The following is a 20939-nucleotide window of genomic DNA, read 5'->3' as shown; positions in this document are numbered from 1 at the left end:
CCCCATGGCCAGTGGCCGGGCGGGGCAGGCAAAATCAGCTATAGTGTAGCGATTGGCGCCGGATCTCTTTTTCTTCGTCGCCAATCCAGATCAACCTGCAAAAAAAGATGGAGTACGCCATGAGCAACAAAGGGCAATTGTTACAAGACCCGTTTTTGAACGCACTGCGCAAAGAGCACGTTCCCGTTTCGATCTACCTCGTCAACGGCATCAAGCTTCAAGGGAACATTGAATCGTTCGACCAGTACGTCGTGTTGCTCCGTAATACGGTGACCCAGATGGTTTACAAGCACGCCATCTCGACGGTCGTGCCGGCGCGCCCGGTGAATTTCCACCCGGACGCGGAAGCCTCGTCCTAACTTATCGCAGCGGCCGGCATCCGGTCGCCGCGAGCGACCGATGCCAGCCGCCTTATCTTGACACCCGATAATTTGATCAACGCAGCGCTCGTCGGCATCGATTTCGGCAAGACCGATTTCGAAGCCAGTCTCGAAGAACTCAGTCTTCTCGCCTCCAGCGCGGGGGCCCGTCCCGCCGTCACCCTCACCGGTCGTCGCGCCAGTCCCGATGCCAAGATGTTCATCGGCAGCGGCAAAGCCGATGAATTGCGGCTTGCCTGCGACGCGCACAACGTCGAAATCGTCATCTTCAACCACGCGTTGGCGCCCGCCCAGCAACGCAATCTGGAGCAGGCACTTAACAGGCGCGTGGTCGATCGCACGAGCCTCATCCTCGACATTTTCGCGCAGCGTGCCCGCAGCCACGAAGGCAAGCTGCAGGTGGAGCTCGCGCAACTTCAATACCTGTCGACCCGGCTCATTCGCGCGTGGACCCACCTCGAGCGGCAAAAGGGCGGTATCGGCCTGCGCGGCCCCGGCGAAACCCAGCTCGAAACCGACCGTCGGCTGATCGGCGAACGCATCAAGATGCTGAAGTCGCGGCTCGATCGGCTGCGCCGCCAGCACAGCACGCAGCGCCGGCAGCGCGCGCGCAGCGGCACGATGTCGGTGTCGCTCGTCGGCTATACGAACGCGGGCAAGTCGACGTTGTTCAATGCGCTGACGAAAGCGCAGGCATACGCGGCCGACCAGCTGTTCGCCACGCTCGATACGACGTCGCGGCGCGTGTATCTCGGCGACGAGGTCGGTCAGATCGTGGTGTCCGATACGGTCGGGTTCATCCGCGAGCTGCCTCACCAGCTCGTCGCGGCGTTCCGCGCGACCCTCGAGGAAACGATCCATGCGGATCTGTTGCTGCACGTGGTCGATGCGTCGAGCGCGGTCAGGCTCGAGCAGATCGAGCAGGTCAACGGCGTGCTGCACGAGATCGGCGCGGACACGATCCGACAGGTGCTGGTGTTCAACAAGATCGACGCCGTGCCCGAGCTGGCGGCCCGCGGCGACGCGGTCGAGCGGGACGAGTATGGTAATATTTCGCGCGTCTTTTTGAGCGCACGCACCGGTCAGGGTCTTGATACGTTGCGTGCCGCCATCGCCGAAATCGCCTCCGCGGAACACCTTTCCAGCGCGACGTTACCCGACGCGCTCGATGGCACGTCCGCTGAACCACACGAAGACCACACGATTTCCGAACACGGGCGCTAACCGGTCCCGGCCGGTTCGCCGGCGTCCAATCTGGTGAACAAACTCTGGTGAACGAATACAACGAGCGGAGTACCTGGCGGCGGATGCGCGCCTTGCTGTCGATCAACGATCCCCGCTGGGGACGCGGCGAAGGCAATGGCAAGGACGGGTCCCGCCCGCGCGCGAACGAATCGAAGCGTCCGCAAGGCGGCGACGGCGATGGTCCGCCCGATCTCGACGAGATGTGGCGCAACTTCAACCGGCGCCTGAGCGGCCTGTTCGGCGGCAAGGGCGGCAACGGCTTCCGTCCCGACAACGGCCGGGCCGCACGGGTCGGCGTCGGCATCGTGATCGGCGTACTGGTCGCGGTGTATGCGGGCAGCGGGCTGTTCGTCGTGCAGGAAGGCCAGACGGGCGTCGTGCTGCAGCTCGGCAAGCTGTCGGGCACGGTCGGCCAGGGCGTGCATTGGCGCGCGCCGTATCCGTTCGCGTCGCACGAGATCGTCGACACGTCGCAGGTGCGCTCGATCGAGATCGGCCGCAACAACGTCGTGCGCCTTGCAAACGTGAAGGAAGCCGCGATGCTGACGCGCGATGCCGACATCGTCGACGTGCGCTTCATCGTCCAGTACCGGATTCGTTCCGCCACCGATTACCTGTTCCGCAGCGTCGATCCCGAACGCAGCGTGTCGCAGGCCGCGCAGGCCGCGGTGCGCGCGATCGTCGGCACGCGTAGCGCGGCCGACATGCTGAACCAGGATCGCGATGCGCTGCGCGAGCAGCTTTCCACCGCGATCCAGCGCGACCTCGACCGCTACCAGTCGGGGCTCGAGGTGACGGCCGTCACGATGCAGAGCGTCGCGGCGCCCGAGCAGACCCAGGCCGCGTACGCCGAAGTCGCGAAGGCGCGGGACGAGCGCGAGGCCGCGAAGCGCGCCGCGCAGGCGTATGCAAGCGACCTGCTGCCGAAGGCGCAGGGCGATGCGGCGAAGCTCATCGACGAAGCGAAGGCGTATGCCGATCGCGTGGTCACCGAAGCCGAAGGCGACGCGGACCGCTTCAAGCAGGTCTACGCGCAGTATTCGAAGGCGCCGGCGGTCATCCGCGAGCGGATGTACCTCGAGACGATGCAGGAAATCTATTCGAACGCGACGAAGGTGTTCGTCGGCAACAAGGGCGGCAACAGCGTCGTGTATCTGCCGCTCGACAAGCTCGTCGAGCAGGGGCGGCAAAACGCCGCGGCGTCGACCGGCGCATCCGCGCCCGATGCGGCGTCGGCACCGGCCGCAACGGCGCCCTCGGCAGCCGCTGCCGCGCCGGCGAGCGCCGCACCGGCCGCCACCGCGTCGGGTGTCGACGTGCTGCGATCGCGGGACGCGTTTCGCAGCCGGTCGCGTGAAGACGATACGAAGTAACGGGGAGCGCAGAACATGAACCGAATCATTGCGCTCGTCGTCGCAATCGTGATCGTTGCCTTCGCGGCATCGTCGACGGTCCTGACCGTCGATCCGCGCCATGCGGCCGTGCTGTCGGGCCGCGACGGTACGCAGCCGGAGCTCGCGGGCCCCGGCGTCCACTTCAAGCTGCCGCCGCCGCTGCAGACGGCCACGCTGATCGACACGCGCCTGCAGTCGCTCGAGTCGGCCGATCCGCTGCAGCTGGCAACCGAAGACAAGCATGACCTGCTCGTCGCGTATGCGGTGAAGTACCGGATCAGCGATCCGATGAAATATTTCACGGCGGCGGGCGGCGATCCGGCCGCGGCGGTCGAACGACTGTCGGGCGCGCTGAAGAGCGCGCTCGGCGACGCATTCGGCAAGCGCGCGCTCGACGATGCCCTCGGCGGTCAGCGTGCGATCGCCGATGCGGCGCGCGATGCGGCGAAGGCGCAAGCGTCCGGTTTCGGCGTCGACGTCGTCGACGTCCAGCTGACGCGGGTCGACCTGCCGGCCGCGCAGACGGACGCCGTCTATCAACGGATGATCGGCGCGTTGCGCGACCAGGCGGCCCAGGTGCGTGCGCAAGGCGCGGCCGACGTCGAGCAGATCAAGGCCGACGCCGAACGCGAGCAGCAGGCCGTGCTTGCGAACGCATACAAGTCCGCGCAGACGATCAAGGGCGAGGGCGATGCGAAGGCCGCGACGATCGCCGCCGATGCGTTCGGCCGCGATCCGCAGTTCTATCAGTTCTACGCGAGCCTGCAGGCCTACCGGAATACGTTCAAGCGCAACGACATCATCGTCGTCGATCCCGACAGCGAGTTCTTCCGCTTCATGCGCAGCCCGACGGGCGGTGCCGCACCGGCGGCGCCTGCTCCCCGCAAACATTGACCTTGGGGCGCCGCGTCGAGCGGCGCCGTCGCTCGCATGGACCTGGCTGGCTCGTTGTTGCTCGCAGTAGCGCTGATGCTGATCATCGAGGGGGCGTTCCCCTTCGTGTTTCCCGTCGCCTGGCGCGACACGTTTCGTAGAATAGCCGAGCGGCCGCCGCATCATATCCGGATCGGCGGGCTGATCGTGATGGTGCTCGGGCTCGTGCTGCTGCTGCTCGCGACCTGACGGAGCCCCGATCCGGACGGCGCATCCGCCGTTCGTCCCGCCCGATTTCGAAGTTCCGATTCAACTCGCGGCGCGCGTGTCGCGCGCCGTTTCCCGTCGTAGGACCGTACCGATGTCGACCTGGTTACTTCCCGAGAATATCGCCGACGTGCTGCCGTCGGAAGCGCGCAAGATCGAGGAGCTGCGCCGCAGGCTGCTCGACCGCTTCCGTTCGTACGGCTACGAAATGGTGATGCCGCCGCTGCTCGAGTATCTCGAATCGCTGCTGACGAGCGGCGGCGCCGATCTGCGCCTGCGCACCTTCAAGCTGGTCGACCAGTTGTCGGGTCGCACGCTCGGCCTGCGCGCGGACATCACGCCCCAGGTCGCGCGGATCGACGCGCACCTGTTGAATCGTCAGGGCGTGACGCGCCTCTGCTATGCGGGCCACGTGATGCATACGCGTCCGCGCGGGCTGCACGCGACCCGCGAGCAGATCCAGATCGGCGCCGAAATCTACGGGCACGCGGGGCTGGAAGCCGATCTCGAGATCCAGCAACTGATGCTCGACGCGCTGCACCTCGCGGGCCTGTCGCGCATCCGCCTCGACCTCGGTCACGCGGGCGTGCTCGCGGCGCTGCTGGCGCGCGACGCGCAGGCCGCCGAGCGCGGCGAGTCGCTGTACGACGCGCTGTCGGGCAAGGACGTGCCGCTGCTGAACGAACTCACCGACGATCTCGGCGCCGACACGCGTGCCGCGCTGCGCGCGCTGCCGAACCTCTACGGCGACGCGAGCGTGCTCGCCGAGGCGCGCACGCGCCTGCCGGTGCTGCCGGAAATCACGCGGGCGCTCGACGATCTCGCGCAGCTTGCGTCGCAGGCGAAGGGCGTCGAAGTCGCGATCGATCTCGCCGACCTGCGCGGTTACGCGTATCACAGCGGCGCGATGTTCAGCGCCTACATCGACGGCGTGCCGAACGCGATCGCGCGCGGCGGCCGTTACGACCACGTGGGGCAGGCCTATGGCCGCTCCCGTCCGGCAACCGGCTTCTCGCTCGATCTGCGCGAGCTCGCACGGATTTCGCCGGTCGAGGCGCGCGGCACCGCGATTCTCGCGCCGTGGGCGCAGGACGACGCGCTGGGCGCGGCGGTCGCGGCGCTGCGCGATGCGGGCGAGGTCGTGATCCAGGCGCTGCCGGGCCACGACCACGTGCTCGACGAATTCGCATGCGATCGTTCGCTCGTCGAGCGCAACGGCGCATGGGTGGTCGAACCCCGATAAAGAGGCGTTCGCGGGCCGTGCTTCGGCGTGCATATCGTTGAAGCGAAACGGAAAAATTCGGAATCGCCCGCGAACATAGGTAGAATACGTTTTTAACCAGCTAACGAATCAACATGTCTGCCAGCGCAGTGAACGTGACTCCCGGGCGCAATGTCGTCGTCGTGGGAACGCAATGGGGTGATGAAGGCAAGGGCAAGATCGTCGACTGGCTGACGGACCACGCTCAGGGCGTCGTGCGTTTCCAGGGCGGTCACAACGCCGGCCACACCCTCATCATCGGCGGCAAGAAAACGATCTTGCGCCTCATTCCGTCGGGCATCATGCGTGAAGGCGTCGCCTGCTACATCGGCAACGGCGTCGTTCTGTCCCCCGAAGCACTGTTCAAGGAAATCGGCGAGCTCGAAGAAGCCGGCGTGAACGTGCGCGACCGTCTGTTCATCTCCGAAGCCACGACGCTGATCCTGCCGTACCACATCGCGATCGACCAGGCGCGCGAAGCGCGCAAGGGCGCGGGCAAGATCGGCACGACGGGCCGCGGCATCGGCCCTGCGTACGAAGACAAGGTCGGCCGCCGCGCGCTGCGCGTGCAGGACCTGTTCGACGCGAAGACCTTCGCCGATCGCCTGCGCGAAAATCTCGATTACCACAACTTCGTGCTGACCCAGTATCTGGGCGGCGCGGCCGTCGACTTCCAGGCCACGCTCGATACGATGCTCGGCTATGCCGACCGCCTGAAGCCGATGGTGGCCGACGTGTCGCGCCGCCTGTACGACGCGAACAATGCGGGCCAGAACCTGCTGTTCGAAGGTGCGCAAGGCACGCTGCTCGACATCGACCACGGCACCTATCCGTTCGTCACGTCGAGCAACTGCGTCGCCGGTGCGGCGTCGGCTGGCGCGGGCGTCGGTCCGCAGAAGCTCAACTACATTCTGGGCATCACGAAGGCGTATTGCACGCGCGTCGGCTCGGGCCCGTTCCCGAGCGAGCTGTACGATGCGGACAACCCGCAGCGCCAGGACCAGATCGGCGTCACGCTCGCGAACGTCGGCAAGGAATTCGGCTCGGTCACCGGCCGTCCGCGCCGCACCGGCTGGCTCGATGCGGCTGCGCTGCGCCGCTCGATCCAGATCAACGGCGTGTCGGGCCTGTGCATGACGAAGCTCGACGTGCTCGACGGCCTCGACGAAGTGAAGCTGTGCGTCGGCTACAAGGTCGACGGCAAGGACGTGGACATCCTGCCGCGTGGCGCGGTCGATGTCGCGCGTTGCGAACCGGTGTACGAGACGTTCGCCGGCTGGAAGGAAAGCACGGTCGGGATCAACACGTGGGACGCACTGCCGGCGAACGCGCAGGCCTACCTCGCACGCGTCCAGGAAGTGGCTGGCGTGCCGGTCGACATGGTGTCGACGGGCCCGGACCGCGACGAAACGATCCTGCTCCGCCATCCGTTCAAGGTGTAATTCCGAGATGACGCAGCAAATCACGATGACGGCGGCAGACTTGATGACCGATCCGCGCAACGACGACAAGAACCTGTGGGTAGGCTGGGACGAGTATCATCGTCTGATCGAGCTGCTCGCGCTCCAGGTGCACGCCTCCGGCTGGAAGTTCGACCAGATCCTGTGCCTCGCGCGCGGCGGCCTGCGCGTCGGCGACCAGCTGTCGCGCATCTATGACGTGCCGCTCGCGATTCTCGCGACGAGCTCGTACCGGGAAGCGGCCGGCACCGAGCAGGGCGAGCTCGACATCGCGCAGTACATCACGATGACGCGCGGCCATCTCGCGGGCAACGTGCTGCTGGTCGACGACCTCGTCGATTCCGGCGTCACGCTCGCACGCGTGCAGGAGCATCTGAAGGAGCGCTATCCGGCGGTCACGGCCGTACGTTCGGCCGTGCTCTGGTACAAGGGTTGCTCGAAGGTCAAGCCCGACTATCACACGCAGTTCCTGCCGACGAATCCGTGGATTCATCAGCCGTTCGAGGAGTGGGACACGGTTCGTCCGCACAACCTCGAGGCGTGGATCAAGCGCGGTCGCGCACAGCGCGACGGTTCGGGCGCGTAAGCGGCCGGCCGATCGAAGGAAAGCCTTGGTACGGCGCCGCTTGCGGCGCCGTTTTTCATTGGCGCGCGCGTGGCGCCACGCGGGGCGCCTTGCGGACCCGATAGGCAGGCGGCGCGGCCCCGGCTATGATGGCAGCCCTGCCACAGGTCGCGCCGGATTGCATGCGCAGCGTGGATCACGTGGTTCCACGGCAACACGGCAGGGCGGCGTTTCACGGGGGCGCGAGTAGAATAGCGCTCGTTTTGTCCGACCCGGACCCGATTATTACGCTTCATATGAACGACACGACTCACGCGACCGACGCCGCACACTCGCCGCATTCGACGCAACAACACTCGATGCGGGCGCTAGCGATAGCAGCCATCGGCGTCGTGTTCGGCGACATCGGTACCAGCCCGCTGTATTCGCTCAAGGAAGCGTTCAGCCCCGCGCACGGCATTCCGCTGACCGAAGGGTCGATTCTCGGCGTGATCTCGTTGCTGTTCTGGGCCATCTTGCTGGTGGTCGGCGTCAAGTACCTGCTGTTCGTGATGCGGGCGGACAACAACGGCGAAGGCGGCGTGCTCGCGCTGATGGCGCTGTCGCTGCGGCCGCTCGATTCGAAAACCCGTGTCGCGGGCGCGCTGATGGCGCTCGGGATATTCGGCGCGTGCATGTTCTACGGGGACGCGGTGATCACGCCGGCGATTTCCGTGATGTCGGCCGTCGAAGGTCTCGAGATCGCGACGCCGCACCTGTCCCATCTCGTGCTGCCGATCACCATCGTGATCCTGATCGCGCTGTTCTGGATCCAGCGGCACGGTACCGCGCTGGTCGGCAAGCTGTTCGGCCCGATCATGGTGCTGTGGTTCGTCGTGATCGCGGCGCTCGGTGTGTACCACATCGTTCGCGTGCCGGGCATCATCGCGGCAATCAATCCGTATTACGCGGCGTCGTTCATGGCCGACCACCTGCTGCAGGCCTACGTCGTGCTCGGCTCGGTCGTGCTGGTGCTGACCGGCGCGGAAGCGCTCTATGCGGACATGGGCCACTTCGGTGCCAAGCCGATCCGGTACGCCGCGTACGGGCTCGTGATGCCGTCGCTCGTGCTGAACTATTTCGGTCAGGGCGCGCTGCTGATCCAGAATCCGAAAGCGATCGAAAACCCGTTCTTCCTGCTGGCACCCGAATGGGGGCTGCTGCCGCTCGTCGTGCTGTCGACGGTCGCGACCGTGATTGCGTCGCAAGCGGTGATTTCCGGCGCGTACTCGCTGACGTCGCAGGCGATCCAGCTCGGCTACGTGCCGCGCATGAAGGTGCTGCATACGTCCGAGCTCGCGATCGGCCAGATCTACGTGCCGGTCGTGAACTGGCTGCTGCTGGCCGTGATCCTCTGTATCGTCGTCGGTTTCAAGAGCTCGGACAACCTCGCGGCTGCGTACGGCATCGCGGTGACGGCGACGATGGTGATCACGACCGTGCTCGCGTGCGTCGTGATGGTGAAGGTGTGGAACTGGAACCGGCTGCTGGTCGGCGCGATCATCGCGGTGTTCCTTGCGATCGACCTCGGCTTTTTCGGCGCAAACCTGCTGAAGGTCGCGCAGGGCGGCTGGCTGCCGCTCGGCATCGGCGCGCTGCTGTTCTTCCTGCTGATGACCTGGTACAAGGGGCGTCACATCGTCAAGGAACGCACGGCGGCCGACGGTATTCCGCTGGAGCCGTTCCTGCAGGGGCTGCTCGCGCATCCGCCGCACCGGGTGTCCGGCACCGCGATCTACCTGACCGGCAACGACAAGCTCGTCCCCGTCAGCCTGCTGCACAACCTGAAGCACAACAAGGTCCTGCACGAGCGGACCATTTTCCTGACGTTCGTCACGCGCGACATTCCGTACGTGCGCGACGACAAGCGCCAGAGCGCGCGCGACGCGGGCGGCGGCCTGTACATCGTCAAGGCCGAGTACGGCTTCAACGAGACGCCGGACGTGAAGGCCGTGCTCGAGGAATTCGGCCGGACGCACCACATGATGTTCGAGTTGATGGACACGTCGTTCTTCCTCGCGCGCGAAACGGTCGTGCCGACGCATCTGCCGGGGATGTCGATCTGGCGCGAGCGCGTATTCGCGTGGATGCACCAGAATGCCGCGAAGCCGACCGATTTCTTCGCGATTCCGGCGAACCGCGTCGTCGAGCTCGGGACGAAGATCGAGATCTGACGAGCGCGGCGCGCGCCGCGTTTGTCCAGATAATGAAAAAGCCCGCCTTTCGGCGGGCTTTTTTGTACGTCGACGGCTGTTCGCGTGCTCAGCGCTTCAGCTTCGCGAATGCCGCGGCCATCGCGCCGGCCGGCTCCGGTTCGCGCGAACGCTGCGGGCGGGCGGCGCCGCGCCCCGCATTGCCGCGATCCTGGCCGCCGCGCGAGGTCATGCCGGGCGCTGCCGCGTCGTCGTCGAGGCGCATCGTCAGCGCGATGCGCTGGCGCTTCACGTCGACGTCGATCACTTTCACCTTGACGACCTGGCCGGCCTTCACGACTTCGTGCGGGTCCTTGATGAACTTCGTCGACATCGCCGACACGTGGACGAGGCCGTCCTGGTGCACGCCGATATCCACGAACGCGCCGAACGCCGCGACGTTCGTCACGACGCCTTCGAGCGTCATGCCCGGCACGAGATCCGAGACCTTCTCGACGCCTTCGCGGAACGTGGCCGTCTTGAATTCCGGACGCGGATCGCGGCCCGGTTTCTCCAGTTCGGCCAGGATGTCGCGCACGGTCGGCAGGCCGAAACGTTCGTCAACAAATTCCGTCGGCGACAGACCCGACAGCGCTTCGCGGTTGCCGAGCACGTCGTCGATGCGCTTGTTGATCTTCGCGAGCATCCGCTCGACGACCGGATACGCTTCCGGGTGCACCGACGAGCGGTCGAGCGGGTTCTCGCCGCCGTTGATGCGCAGGAAGCCGGCGGCCTGTTCGAAAGTCTTGTCGCCGAGGCGCGGCACCTTGCGCAGGTGCTCGCGCGACGGGAACGGGCCGTTTGCATCGCGATAGTCGACGATGTTGCGCGCGAGCGTCGCGTTCAGGCCCGACACGCGGGCGAGCAGCGGGGCCGACGCGGTGTTCGCGTCGACGCCGACCGCGTTCACGCAATCCTCGACGACCGCGTCGAGCGAGCGGGCGAGTTCGCGCTGGTTCACGTCGTGCTGGTACTGGCCGACGCCGATCGCCTTCGGCTCGATCTTCACGAGCTCGGCGAGCGGGTCCTGCAGGCGGCGGGCGATCGACACGGCGCCGCGCAGCGATACGTCGAGATCCGGGAATTCCTTCGCGGCGAGCTCGGACGCCGAGTAGACCGATGCGCCGGCTTCCGACACGACGATCTTCTGCAGCCGCAGCTCCGGGTGTTTCGCGATCAGTTCGCTCGCGAGCTTGTCGGTTTCGCGCGATGCGGTGCCGTTGCCGATGCTGATCAGCTCGGCCTGCGTCTGCGCGGCGATGCGCGCGAGTTTTGCGATCGAGCCGTCCCAGTCGCGGCGCGGCTCGTGCGGGTAGATCGTGTCGGTCGCGAGCACCTTGCCGGTGCGGTCGACGACCGCGACCTTCACGCCCGTACGCAGGCCGGGGTCGAGGCCGATCACGGCCTTCGGGCCGGCCGGCGCGGCCAGCAGCAGGTCGTTCAGGTTGCGCGCGAACACGCGGATCGCTTCGGTTTCGGCCGTTTCGCGCAGCTGCGTGAGCAGTTCGTTCTCGATATGCGGCTGCACCTTCACGCGCCAGCACCAGCGGCAGACGTCGGACAGCCATTTGTCGGCCGGGCGATTCTGGTTCGCGATGCCGAAATGGCGCGCGATCATCGCCTCGCCGGGATGCGGCACCTGCGCGTCGAGCTCTTCGCCGAGGCCGAGCTTGATCGTCAGCACGCCGGCGTTGCGGCCGCGGAACAGCGCGAGCGCACGGTGCGACGGCACAGTCTTGATCGTTTCCGCGTAGTCGTAATAATCGCGGAATTTCTCGCCTTCCTCGTTTTCCTTGCCCTCGACGACGGCCGACGACACGACGCCCTGGTTGTGCAGGTAGTCGCGCAGCTTGCCGAGCAGCTCTGCCGTCTCGCCGAACTGCTCGGACAGGATGTCGCGCGCGCCGTCGAGCGCGGCCTTCACGTCGGCGACGCCCTTGTCGGCGTCGACATAGGCGGCCGCCTCGGCCTGCGGGTCGAGCAGCGGGTTCGCGAGCAGCGCCTGCGCGAGCGGTTCGAGGCCGGCTTCGCGGGCGATCTGTGCGCGCGTGCGGCGCTTCGGCTTGTACGGCAGATAAAGGTCTTCGAGCACCTGTTTGCTGTCGGCCGCGTCGATCGCGGCACGCAGTTCGTCGGTCAGCTTGCCCTGTTCGTCGATGCTCGACAGGATCGCGGCGCGGCGATCCTCGAGTTCGCGCAGATACAGGAGGCGTTCCTCGAGGTTGCGCAGCTGCGTGTCGTCCAGATTGCCGGTCACTTCCTTGCGGTACCGGGCAATGAACGGAACGGTCGAGCCTTCGTCGAGGAGTTGCACGGCCGCCGCGACCTGGCGCGGCTGGACGGACAGTTCGGTGGCGATGCGCTGTACGATCTTGAGTGCTACGGTTTCCGTCATGTCGTGGATGGTCTGTCTGCCTGCTGAAATCGCGGCGCGGGCCGGCAGCCCCGAAGCGGCGGGCTGCCCGACGGGCCAGAGGCCGCGGGTGAATGAAGCGGGGCATTTTGCCATAAATGGCGGAGCGTCCAGCCGGGGGTGATAGAATTTGACACATGTCCCGCAGCTTTCCTACGACGTTGCCAACTTCCCGCATTTCTCTCGTCGCGCTCGGCGCAGCGCTCGCCGCGGCTTTGTCTGCCGGGCCTTCCGGTGCATTTGCGCAGGCCACTGGCGCCAGCGCGCCGGACACCGTCGTGTCCGCGCCCGTTGCAGCCTCCACCGCCCCGGATTTCGACGCCCGTCAAAAAGTGCTCAATCAACGCTCCGCGGAAAACGATTATCGTTATGCGGTGGCGGAGCACGACTGTTACAGCAAGTTCTTCGTCAACCACTGTCTCGGCAAGGCACGCGACCAGATGCGCGAGGAGCGGGCGAGCATTCGCCAGGAACAGCTCGCGCTGAACGACGAGCAGCGCGCGGTGCGGGCGCAGCAGCGCGACCAGCAGCAGGCGTTGAAGCAGGCCCGGAACGAGGCGGAAGCGCCGCAGCGGGCGGCGAACGACGCGGCGAACGCGGCTGCATTCCGCGACAAGCAGGAGCAGAATGCACTGAAGCAGGCGCAGCGCGGCGCGGAAGGGCCACAACGCGCGGCGAGCAAGCAGGCATACGACCAGAAGCAGGCGGATTTCCAGCGCAAGCTCGACCAGGCGCACCAGCAGGCGGCGCAGAAGGCGCAGGAGCGGGCGGACAACGCCACGCGCTACGAGCAGAAGCAGAAGGAAGCCGCGCAGCACAAGGCCGATGTCGAGCGGCGTCAGCAGGAAGCGGCCGAGAAGGCCAAGCAGCAGCAACAGCAGGGGCAGTAACGTGTTGAATTGATCGGGATCAGTCTCGGGCGCGTCGGCACGCCAGTCGTCGCGCTGCTTCGATGAGGAGGCAAGTATGCAAAACCGTCACACGGAACAGCAGCAGGAATTGCACAACCGTTTGGCTGCATTGCAGGAGCAGCACCAGCAGCTCGCTCGGGAGATCGAGCTGAAGGAAGGACACTCCGACATCGACGACATCACGCTGCACCGGCTGAAGAAGGAAAAGCTGGCGGCCAAGGACAAAATCATTTTGCTGCAATCGCAGCTCGAACCGGATAAGCGCGCCTGAGCGCGGCCTGGCAAGCGCCGGCGCCGCCCGGGCGCTGGACACAGGAACGCTTGCCTTGAATTCACCGCTTGAAGCCACCCCCGATGCCCGGCGTGACACGACGTCCGCCGGGCGTGTTCGTGCGTCCGAAGGCACCTTCGAGCTGAGCCGCAAGCGCGTCGACGAGCTCGACACGATCTTTGGCGAAGGCGGGTTGCTGGCGCGCGCGCTCGACGGGTACCGACCGCGTACGTCGCAGATCGAGATGGCGCGCGCGGTCGCGTCCGCGATGGAGGCATCCGCGCGCCGGATGCCCGAGCCCGAGATCTTCGAAACCCGCAAGCGGCCGGCACGCCGCTTGGGCGACGCCGACAAGACGACCGGAGCGGCCGCGGACGATGCCGCGGCAACCGAATCCGACAGCGACGCAGGCGACAACACGCTGATCGTCGAGGCCGGCACGGGTACCGGCAAGACCTACGCGTATCTCGTGCCCGCAATGCTGTGGGGCGGCAAGGTGATCGTGTCGACCGGCACGAAGCACCTGCAGGACCAGCTGTTCCAGCGCGACATCCCGACCGTGCGCAATGCGCTCGCGGTGCCGGTGTCGGTCGCGATGCTCAAGGGCCGCGCCAACTACCTGTGCCACTACTACCTGCAACGCACGGCCGACAACGGCCGGCTGCCGTCGCGGCAGGACACGGCCTATCTGCAGGAAATCGTCCGCTTCGCGAAAATCACGAAGAGCGGCGACAAGGCCGAACTCGCGAGCGTGCCGGAAAACGCGCCCGTGTGGTCGATGGTCACGTCGACGCGCGACAACTGCCTCGGCCAGGAATGCCCGCACTACAAGGAATGCTTCGTGATGCAGGCGCGGCGCGAGGCGCAGCAGGCGGACATCGTCGTCGTCAACCATCACCTGTTCTTCGCGGACATCATGCTGCGCGACACGGGGATGGCCGAGCTGCTGCCGAACGCGAACACGATCATCTTCGACGAAGCGCATCAGCTGCCGGAGACGGCGACGCTGTTCTTCGGCGAGACGCTGTCGACGACGCAGATCCTCGAACTCGCGCGCGACACGGTCGCGGAAGGCCTGAGCCATGCGCGCGACGCGGTCGAATGGGTGAAGCTCGGCGGTGATCTCGAGCGCGCGGCGCGTGACTTGCGCCTGGCGTTCGCCGACGGCCAGATCGTGCGCATGTCGCTTGCGCAGCTCGGCGACAATCACCCGATGTTCGGTGCGCTCGACGCGCTCGACGTGGCGCTCGATGCGCTCGCCTCGGCGCTCGCGAGCCAGGCCGAGCGCGCGGAATCGCTCGGCGCATGCCTGCGGCGCGCGCGCGAGCTGCAGGACCTGCTGGCCGGCTGGGTCGCGCCCGGCGCGGCGGAAGCGGCCGCGCAAGCCGACGCGGCAGCGGCCGGCGACAAGGCGGCATCCGACGGCGATCCGAACGAGAAGGTGCGCTGGGTCGAGGTGTTCGCGCATACCGTGCAACTGCACGAAACGCCGCTGTCGGTCGCGCCGATCTTTGCGAAGCAGCGTGCGGGCGTGCCGCGTGCATGGGTGTTCACGTCGGCCACGTTGTCGGTGCGCGGCGATTTCACGCACTATGCGGCGCAGATGGGCCTTAGCTCGCGTCGTTCGATGACGCTCGCCAGCCCGTTCGATTACCAGTCGCAGGGGCTGCTGTACGTGCCGCGCAACCTGCCGCAGCCGTCTTCGCCGGCGTTTACCGACGCCGTGTTCGATGCCGCGCTGCCGGCGATCGAGGCATCCGGCGGCGGCGTGTTCATGCTGTGCACGACGCTACGTGCGGTCGACCGGATCGCGTCGAAGCTGCGCGACGTGATCGAATCGCGCGGCTGGAACACGCCGCTGCTCGTGCAGGGCGACGCAAGCCGCACCGAGTTGCTCGACCGCTTCCGCGCGTACGGCAATGCGATCCTGGTCGGTAGCCAGAGCTTCTGGGAAGGCGTCGACGTGCGTGGCGATGCGCTGTCGCTGGTCGTGATCGACAAGTTGCCGTTCGCGCCGCCGGACGATCCGGTGCTGGCCGCGCGGCTCGATGCATTGACGAAGAAGGGGCTGAGCCCGTTCGCGGTGCACCAGTTGCCGCAGGCCGTGATCACGCTGAAGCAGGGCGCGGGCCGGCTGATTCGTGCGGAGACGGATCGCGGCGTGCTGATGATCTGCGACACGCGGCTCGTCGACAAGCCGTACGGGCGCCGGATCTGGCAAAGCCTGCCGCCGTTCAAGCGCACGCGCGAGATCGCGGTGGTGCAGGACTTCTTCGACGAGCATCGCTCGGGCAAGCACGCTTGATTGCACGCGCGGCGCTTGTCGCTTGATCGTCCCGGTGCCGCTTGCATGCGGCGCCAATAAAAAACCCGGCTCGATGGCCGGGTTTTTTGTGTGCGCACGGATGTTACATCGCGCCGTGCTTCAGAACTGCCACCATGACTTTTTCGCACCGGGGCGCGAATGGCCCGTCACGTACGGACTGTCGGGGAACGTGCCGGCAAGCACGCGCTTGGTGTCCTCGGCGAGTTCCGGCTGGTTCAGCTTGCCGTACGACAGGATCATGATGTGCAGCGCATCCTCGATCGCCGGCGCGCCCTTGTAGTCCTTGATCGCGAGCTGCGCGCGGTTGATGGCCGCGACATACGCGCCGCGACGGTAGTAGTAGTCGGCCGCGTGCACTTCGTGCGACGCGAGCGCGTTGACGATGTAGCGCATCCGCGCGGCCGCATCGGGCGCGTACTTGCTCTTCGGGAAGCGATCGACCACGACCTTGAACGCATCGTACGATTCGCGCAGCGCCTGCGGATCGCGCTCGCTCATGTCCTGGCCGGAGAAGCGCCCGAACAGGCCGAGATCGTCGTTGAAGTGGATCATCCCCTTCAGGTAGTACGCGTACGGGATGTCCGGATGATCGGGGTGGAGCTGGATGAAGCGATCGACGGCCTGGTCGGCCGCTGCTGCTTCGTTATCCTTCCAGTTGCAGTATGCAACGTTGATCTGCGCTTGCTGCGCGAAATGGCCGAACGGATCGCGGCCTTGCAGCGATTCGAAATATTTCGCGCACTTGCCCCAGTCGCCGCCGGACAGTGCGTCCTGGGCCTCTGAGTATAATTTGTTGTTCGACCAGGTAGCCGTCTCGTCCTGCTTCTGCGGCAAGCCGTGGCAGCCGGCGATGAGGGCCGCGGCCGCTACCGCCGCAGCCCGGGCGGCGACGGTTCTGGCCGTGCGTTTGGTCGAATTCATCATGCTCGCATGTCCTAGCTTCAAGTCTCGGTGACCCAGTCTAAATGACCCGTTCAAGTTCGCAGAATGCCCAGCCGGGCACACCAAATCGCGAAGATTATAGCCCAAGCGATCGGCCCGCCGACGCTGCGTCGGGGGATTCCCTCGATGACGATCTGGCCGGCGACGCGATGCAGCCGCCCGTCGTGCCGTCCGCGGCGGTCGACGAGGCGCCGCGCGTCGTCGAAGTGCCGCTGTCGCTCGCGGGTGAACGCCTCGACAAGGCGCTTGCCCAACTGTTCCCCGAATTCTCGCGCAGCCGCCTGCAGAGCTGGATCGAGGCGCAGCGCGTGCTCGTCGACGGCGCGCCGGCGAAGATCCGTCAGCCGGTGCCGCTCGGCGCGAAGATCGCGCTCGTGCCCGATCTGTTGCCCGAGCAGCTCGCGTTCACGCCGGAGCCCGTGCCGCTCGACGTGATCTACGAGGACGACGCACTCGTCGTCATCAACAAGCCGGCCGGCCTCGTCGTGCATCCGGCCGCCGGCAACTGGAGCGGCACGATCCTCAACGGTCTGCTGCATCGCTACGGCGACGCGGCCGCCGGCCTGCCGCGCGCGGGGATCGTCCACCGGCTCGACAAGGAAACCTCCGGCCTGATGGTGGTCGCCCGCACGCTGGCCGCGCAGACCGACCTCGTGCGTCAGCTGCAGGCCCGCACGGTGAAGCGCCGCTATTTCGCGCTCGTGTGGGGCACGATGCCCGAGGAGGGCACGATCGACGCGCCGATCGGCCGCGATCCGCGCGAACGCACGCGCATGGCCGTCGTCACCGGCGCGTCGGGCAAGCCCGCTCGCACGCATTTCCGCACGGTTGACACATGCCTGTGGCAACGTCAGCCGGTTTCGGCGATTCAGTGCGATCTCGAAACCGGCCGCACGCACCAGATCCGCGTGCACTGCGCGCACGCCGGGCATCCGCTGCTCGGCGATCCGGTCTACGGGCGTGCGCGCGGCAAGCGCTCGGTCACGCCGCTGCCGGACGGGTTCGCACGACAGGCGCTGCATGCGTGGCGGCTCGGCCTCGTGCATCCGGTCACGGGCAAGGCGATGCAGTGGCGCTGCCCGCTGCCGGACGACATGAACACGCTGGTCGCCGCGCTGGGCTTCGGGCAGGGCGACGAGGAATTCGACGACGACGACGGTGTCTACGACGATGACGACTTCGGCGGCGAGTATCACGACGACGAGCCGTACCTGGACGACGAGGAGGAGTGAGTGCCGATGACGAACCTGGCGCCGTTGACGTGGCAGGACTGCGTGCAGCCCGACTGGCAGGTGTCGCCGCGCGTGCGCGCGCTGATCACGACGCGCGACGGTGGTGTGAGCGAGGGCCCGTACGGGCGCTGGCAGGACGGTGTGGCGCTGCCGGGCGGGATGAATCTCGGCCTGCATACCGGTGACGATCCCGACCATGTCGCCGTCAATCGCGCACGCGTGCTCGCCCTCGCCGGGCAGTCGAGCGCCGCATGGCTCGAGCAGGTTCACGGTGCGCGGATCGTGCAGGCGGACGAGGTGATCGCCGCGGCGCCTGCGGCCACGGCGCCGGTGCAGGCCGACGCGAGCGTCACGAACCAGGCGGGCGCCGTCTGCGTGGTGATGGTGGCCGATTGCCTGCCCGTGCTGCTGTGCGACGCGCAGGGCCGCGCGGTCGGCGCCGCGCATGCGGGCTGGCGCGGGCTCGCGGCCGGCATCGTCGAGCAGACGGCGGCACGCGTCGCGGCGCTCGCGGGCGGCGCGACGGACACGCTGCATGCGTATCTCGGCCCGGCGATCGGCCCGCGGGCGTTCGAGGTCGGCGCCGAGGTGCGCGACGCGTTTCTCGACACGGCTGCGCAGTCGGAGCATGATGAAACCCGTCATGCGTTCGTTGCCATCGACGGCGCGCCCGGCAAGTTTCTTGCCGATCTTTACGCGCTCGCGCGCCTGCGACTCGCGCGCGCGGGCGTGGCGCACGTGAGCGGCGGGACGGCCTGCACGGTCGCCGAACCCGCGCGCTTCTATTCGTACCGACGCGACCGTGTGACGGGCCGCATGGCCGCGGCAATCTGGCTGGCCGATTGATCGCATGCGCATGCGCGCCGGTTTTGTTGCGTCGCGAAATCGGGTTATCTCGATATTGAGGCGGCTATGCGGCGTTGCATGCGCAACTGAATGAAAAATCCGGGAGTCAAGTCAAACAAAATGTTTTATGTTTCGCCGGAACCCTTGTCCCGTCTGTCGCGCGCGGATTATCTCCATGAAATGTTCAGTGGTTTGATCGGGCGCTTCACATGGGGAAAACGATAATGATAAAAATACCGCACTGCGGCAGAATCTGGAGACGCCTCTCCAGAGCATGACGGCCCGGCTCGCAGCCGGCACGCCGCGCGCGAGCAGGATTTCACGATTGACGCTCACGAATCACCGGTAAGGCAGGTAATGACAGCATCGAAAAATTCGTCGACGTCCGCGCATGCGGGCACTTCCGCGGGCAGCACCGGTTTCGATCCGGCCGCCCAGCCGATGCAGCAGATGTTCGAGTCGTGGTTGAACGCGTGGCGTGGTTTTGCCGATCCGGCGCGTGCCGCGACGGCCTCGGCCACCGTCAATCCGTTCGCGACATTCCAGTTCCCGACGTCGTTTCCGTTTCAACTGCCGTCGATGCCCGACTTCGGCGCGATGGCGTCGCCGTTCGCGGGGCTGAAGCTGCCGGTCGCCGCGATTCCGCCCGAACGGCTCCAGGCATTGCAGGCCGACTACGCGCGCGATTGCATGACGCTGATGCAGCAGGCGGCCGCCGCGAAGCTCGAGTCGCCGGAGTTGAAAGACCGCCGCTTCAGCGGCGACGCATGGAAGGCGTCGCCCGCGCATGCGTTCGCGGCTGCGTGGTATCTGCTCAACGCGCGCTATCTGCAGGAACTGGCCGACGCGCTTCAGACCGATCCGAAGACGCGCGAGCGCATCCGCTTCACGGTCCAGCAATGGACGGCCGCCGCCGCGCCGAGCAACTTCCTCGCACTCAATCCCGATGCACAGAAATCGATCCTCGAGACGCAGGGCGAAAGCCTGCGGCAGGGGATGATGAACCTGCTCGGCGACCTGCAGCGCGGCAAGATTTCGCAGACCGACGAATCGCAGTTCGTGGTCGGCAAGAACCTCGGGTGTACCGCGGGCGCGGTCGTGTACGAGAACGACCTGATCCAGCTGATCCAGTACACGCCGAAGACGGACAAGGTGTTCGAGCGGCCGCTGCTGATCGTGCCGCCGTGCATCAACAAGTTCTACATCCTCGACCTGCAACCCGAGAATTCGCTCGTCGCGCACGCGCTGTCGAACGGCCATCAGGTATTCCTCGTGTCGTGGCGCAACGCGGATGCGTCGGTCGCGCACAAGACGTGGGACGACTACATGAACGAAGGGCTGCTCGCGGCGATCGACGCGGTGCAGCAGATCAGCGGCCGCGAGCAGATCAACACGCTCGGCTTCTGCGTCGGCGGCACGATGCTCGCGACCGCGCTCGCGGTGCTCGCCGCCCGCGGCGAACATCCGGCCGCATCGATGACGCTGCTCACCGCGATGCTCGACTTCACCGACACGGGCATCCTCGACGTGTTCGTCGACGAGGCGCACGTGCAGATGCGCGAGCAGACCATCGGCGGCAAGAACGGTACGCAACCGGGGCTGATGCGCGGCATGGAGTTCGCGAACACGTTCTCGTTCCTGCGGCCGAACGATCTGGTGTGGAACTACGTCGTCGACAACTACCTGAAGGGCCGCACGCCCGCGCCGTTCGACCTGCTGTACTGGAACAGCGATTCGACGAGCCTGCCGGGCCCGATGTACGCGTGGTACCTGCGCCATACCTATCTCGAAAACAAGCTGCGCGAACCGGGTGCGTTGACCGTGTGCGGCGAATCGGTCGACCTGTCGCTGATCGACGTGCCGACCTTCATCTACGGGTCGCGCGAGGATCACATCGTGCCGTGGCAGACCGCCTACGCATCGACGTCGATCCTGTCGGGTCCGCTGAAATTCGTGCTCGGCGCATCGGGGCACATCGCGGGCGTGATCAATCCGCCGGCGAAGAAGAAGCGCAGCTACTGGGTCAACGAGGGCGACCTGCCCGAATCCGCGGACGACTGGTTTGCCGGGGCGACCGAGCAGCCGGGAAGCTGGTGGACGACGTGGGTCGAGTGGCTCGACGCGTACGGCGGCCGCAAGGTCGCGCCGCCGGCCCAGCCGGGTTCCGCGCAATTCCCGGTGATCGAGCCGGCGCCCGGGCGCTACGTGTTGCAGCGCGATTGACGAAAACCGGACAGCGGCGCACGCTGTCCGGTGCACCGCAGTTTTTTTAACAGGGCCGGTAACGATGCGCCGTGTCGTGCGGGCCTGGAGGAAAGGGAA

General features: G+C 66.5%; 17 protein-coding genes. 15 read left to right on the top strand and 2 right to left on the bottom strand.

Translation table 11 applies throughout. The features are described 5' to 3' along the window. Positions 1-119: 119 nt before the first annotated feature. The 9 genes from hfq to JMF86_RS08775 all read left to right on the top strand — a co-directional run bounded on the left by hfq (position 120) and on the right by JMF86_RS08775 (position 9658). Positions 120-359 (top strand): RNA chaperone Hfq, encoded by a 240-nt coding sequence (hfq, locus tag JMF86_RS08815; protein WP_006399927.1) that lies wholly within the window; start codon positions 120-122, stop codon positions 357-359. A gap of 72 nt (positions 360-431) precedes the next feature. Next, positions 432-1604 (top strand): GTPase HflX, encoded by a 1173-nt coding sequence (gene hflX, locus JMF86_RS08810; RefSeq protein WP_171984316.1) that lies wholly within the window; start codon positions 432-434, stop codon positions 1602-1604. Positions 1605-1651: 47 nt separating this feature from the next. Then, the gene (hflK, locus tag JMF86_RS08805) at positions 1652-2998 is read left to right on the top strand and encodes an FtsH protease activity modulator HflK (protein WP_054927893.1); all 1347 of its coding nucleotides are present in this window, start codon (positions 1652-1654) and stop codon (positions 2996-2998) included. A gap of 15 nt (positions 2999-3013) precedes the next feature. Then, on the top strand, positions 3014-3913 hold the full coding sequence (gene hflC / locus JMF86_RS08800; RefSeq protein WP_077179205.1) for a protease modulator HflC: 900 nt from the start codon (positions 3014-3016) through the stop codon (positions 3911-3913). A gap of 36 nt (positions 3914-3949) precedes the next feature. Continuing rightward, on the top strand, positions 3950-4141 hold the full coding sequence (locus JMF86_RS08795; protein ID WP_006478685.1) for a DUF2065 domain-containing protein: 192 nt from the start codon (positions 3950-3952) through the stop codon (positions 4139-4141). A gap of 112 nt (positions 4142-4253) precedes the next feature. Continuing rightward, entirely contained in the window at positions 4254-5402 is a 1149-nt protein-coding gene (locus JMF86_RS08790; RefSeq protein ID WP_011549695.1) for an ATP phosphoribosyltransferase regulatory subunit, read from the top strand. Positions 5403-5515: 113 nt separating this feature from the next. Further along, a complete protein-coding gene (locus JMF86_RS08785; protein WP_006478687.1) occupies positions 5516-6862 on the top strand; it encodes an adenylosuccinate synthase in 1347 nt (448 codons plus the stop codon). Positions 6863-6869: 7 nt separating this feature from the next. After that, positions 6870-7466: a phosphoribosyltransferase gene (locus JMF86_RS08780; RefSeq protein WP_006478688.1), complete on the top strand. Its 597-nt coding sequence runs from the start codon at positions 6870-6872 to the stop codon at positions 7464-7466. A 275-nt stretch (positions 7467-7741) separates the two neighbouring features. Continuing rightward, the gene (locus tag JMF86_RS08775; RefSeq protein ID WP_201316957.1) at positions 7742-9658 is read left to right on the top strand and encodes a potassium transporter Kup; all 1917 of its coding nucleotides are present in this window, start codon (positions 7742-7744) and stop codon (positions 9656-9658) included. 88 nt (positions 9659-9746) lie between these two features. On the opposite strand, the gene JMF86_RS08770 is transcribed toward JMF86_RS08775, so the two are convergent. Further along, positions 9747-12071 (bottom strand): Tex family protein, encoded by a 2325-nt coding sequence (locus JMF86_RS08770; RefSeq protein WP_077179204.1) that lies wholly within the window; start codon positions 12069-12071, stop codon positions 9747-9749. Positions 12072-12226: 155 nt separating this feature from the next. On the opposite strand from JMF86_RS08770, the gene JMF86_RS08765 reads away from it, so the two are divergent. From JMF86_RS08765 to JMF86_RS08755, 3 genes are all read left to right on the top strand, one after another. Further along, positions 12227-12979 (top strand): hypothetical protein, encoded by a 753-nt coding sequence (locus JMF86_RS08765; RefSeq protein WP_077179203.1) that lies wholly within the window; start codon positions 12227-12229, stop codon positions 12977-12979. A gap of 76 nt (positions 12980-13055) precedes the next feature. Further along, positions 13056-13271 (top strand): YdcH family protein, encoded by a 216-nt coding sequence (locus JMF86_RS08760; protein ID WP_006478692.1) that lies wholly within the window; start codon positions 13056-13058, stop codon positions 13269-13271. A 55-nt stretch (positions 13272-13326) separates the two neighbouring features. Then, the gene (locus JMF86_RS08755; protein ID WP_011549699.1) at positions 13327-15576 is read left to right on the top strand and encodes an ATP-dependent DNA helicase; all 2250 of its coding nucleotides are present in this window, start codon (positions 13327-13329) and stop codon (positions 15574-15576) included. Between the two features lie 120 nt (positions 15577-15696). On the opposite strand, the gene JMF86_RS08750 is transcribed toward JMF86_RS08755, so the two are convergent. Beyond that, a complete protein-coding gene (locus JMF86_RS08750) occupies positions 15697-16521 on the bottom strand; it encodes an outer membrane protein assembly factor BamD (protein WP_011549700.1) in 825 nt (274 codons plus the stop codon). Positions 16522-16562: 41 nt separating this feature from the next. Between JMF86_RS08750 and JMF86_RS08745 the strand changes: the two genes are divergently transcribed. The 3 genes from JMF86_RS08745 to phaC all read left to right on the top strand — a co-directional run bounded on the left by JMF86_RS08745 (position 16563) and on the right by phaC (position 20840). Beyond that, positions 16563-17771 carry an RluA family pseudouridine synthase gene (locus JMF86_RS08745; protein ID WP_006478695.1) on the top strand — a complete coding sequence of 403 codons (1209 nt, stop codon included), beginning with the start codon at positions 16563-16565 and terminating at the stop codon, positions 17769-17771. Between the two features lie 6 nt (positions 17772-17777). After that, positions 17778-18617 (top strand): peptidoglycan editing factor PgeF, encoded by an 840-nt coding sequence (gene pgeF, locus JMF86_RS08740; protein ID WP_011549701.1) that lies wholly within the window; start codon positions 17778-17780, stop codon positions 18615-18617. 357 nt (positions 18618-18974) lie between these two features. After that, positions 18975-20840 carry a class I poly(R)-hydroxyalkanoic acid synthase gene (gene phaC, locus JMF86_RS08735; protein ID WP_027806063.1) on the top strand — a complete coding sequence of 622 codons (1866 nt, stop codon included), beginning with the start codon at positions 18975-18977 and terminating at the stop codon, positions 20838-20840. Positions 20841-20939 lie beyond the last annotated feature (99 nt).

Source organism: Burkholderia sp. E168m15, from assembly GCF_016586105.1.
GTDB lineage: Bacteria > Pseudomonadota > Gammaproteobacteria > Burkholderiales > Burkholderiaceae > Burkholderia > Burkholderia orbicola.
Note: the sequence above shows the minus strand (reverse complement) of the source record. Positions and strands in the feature narration are given on the sequence as shown.

Bases quoted from the DNA above. Each gene is read 5' to 3' on its own strand.
- hfq (WP_006399927.1), top strand. From the start codon at position 120: ATGAGCAACAAAGGGCAATTGTTACAAGACCCGTTTTTGAACGCACTG.
- hflC (WP_077179205.1), top strand. From the start codon at position 3,014: ATGAACCGAATCATTGCGCTCGTCGTCGCAATCGTGATCGTTGCCTTC.
- JMF86_RS08795 (WP_006478685.1), top strand. From the start codon at position 3,950: ATGGACCTGGCTGGCTCGTTGTTGCTCGCAGTAGCGCTGATGCTGATC.
- JMF86_RS08790 (WP_011549695.1), top strand. From the start codon at position 4,254: ATGTCGACCTGGTTACTTCCCGAGAATATCGCCGACGTGCTGCCGTCG.
- JMF86_RS08785 (WP_006478687.1), top strand. From the start codon at position 5,516: ATGTCTGCCAGCGCAGTGAACGTGACTCCCGGGCGCAATGTCGTCGTC.
- JMF86_RS08780 (WP_006478688.1), top strand. From the start codon at position 6,870: ATGACGCAGCAAATCACGATGACGGCGGCAGACTTGATGACCGATCCG.
- JMF86_RS08775 (WP_201316957.1), top strand. From the start codon at position 7,742: ATGAACGACACGACTCACGCGACCGACGCCGCACACTCGCCGCATTCG.
- JMF86_RS08770 (WP_077179204.1), bottom strand. From the start codon at position 12,071: ATGACGGAAACCGTAGCACTCAAGATCGTACAGCGCATCGCCACCGAA.
- JMF86_RS08765 (WP_077179203.1), top strand. From the start codon at position 12,227: ATGTCCCGCAGCTTTCCTACGACGTTGCCAACTTCCCGCATTTCTCTC.
- JMF86_RS08760 (WP_006478692.1), top strand. From the start codon at position 13,056: ATGCAAAACCGTCACACGGAACAGCAGCAGGAATTGCACAACCGTTTG.
- JMF86_RS08750 (WP_011549700.1), bottom strand. From the start codon at position 16,521: ATGATGAATTCGACCAAACGCACGGCCAGAACCGTCGCCGCCCGGGCT.
- JMF86_RS08745 (WP_006478695.1), top strand. From the start codon at position 16,563: ATGACCCGTTCAAGTTCGCAGAATGCCCAGCCGGGCACACCAAATCGC.
- pgeF (WP_011549701.1), top strand. From the start codon at position 17,778: ATGACGAACCTGGCGCCGTTGACGTGGCAGGACTGCGTGCAGCCCGAC.
- phaC (WP_027806063.1), top strand. From the start codon at position 18,975: ATGACAGCATCGAAAAATTCGTCGACGTCCGCGCATGCGGGCACTTCC.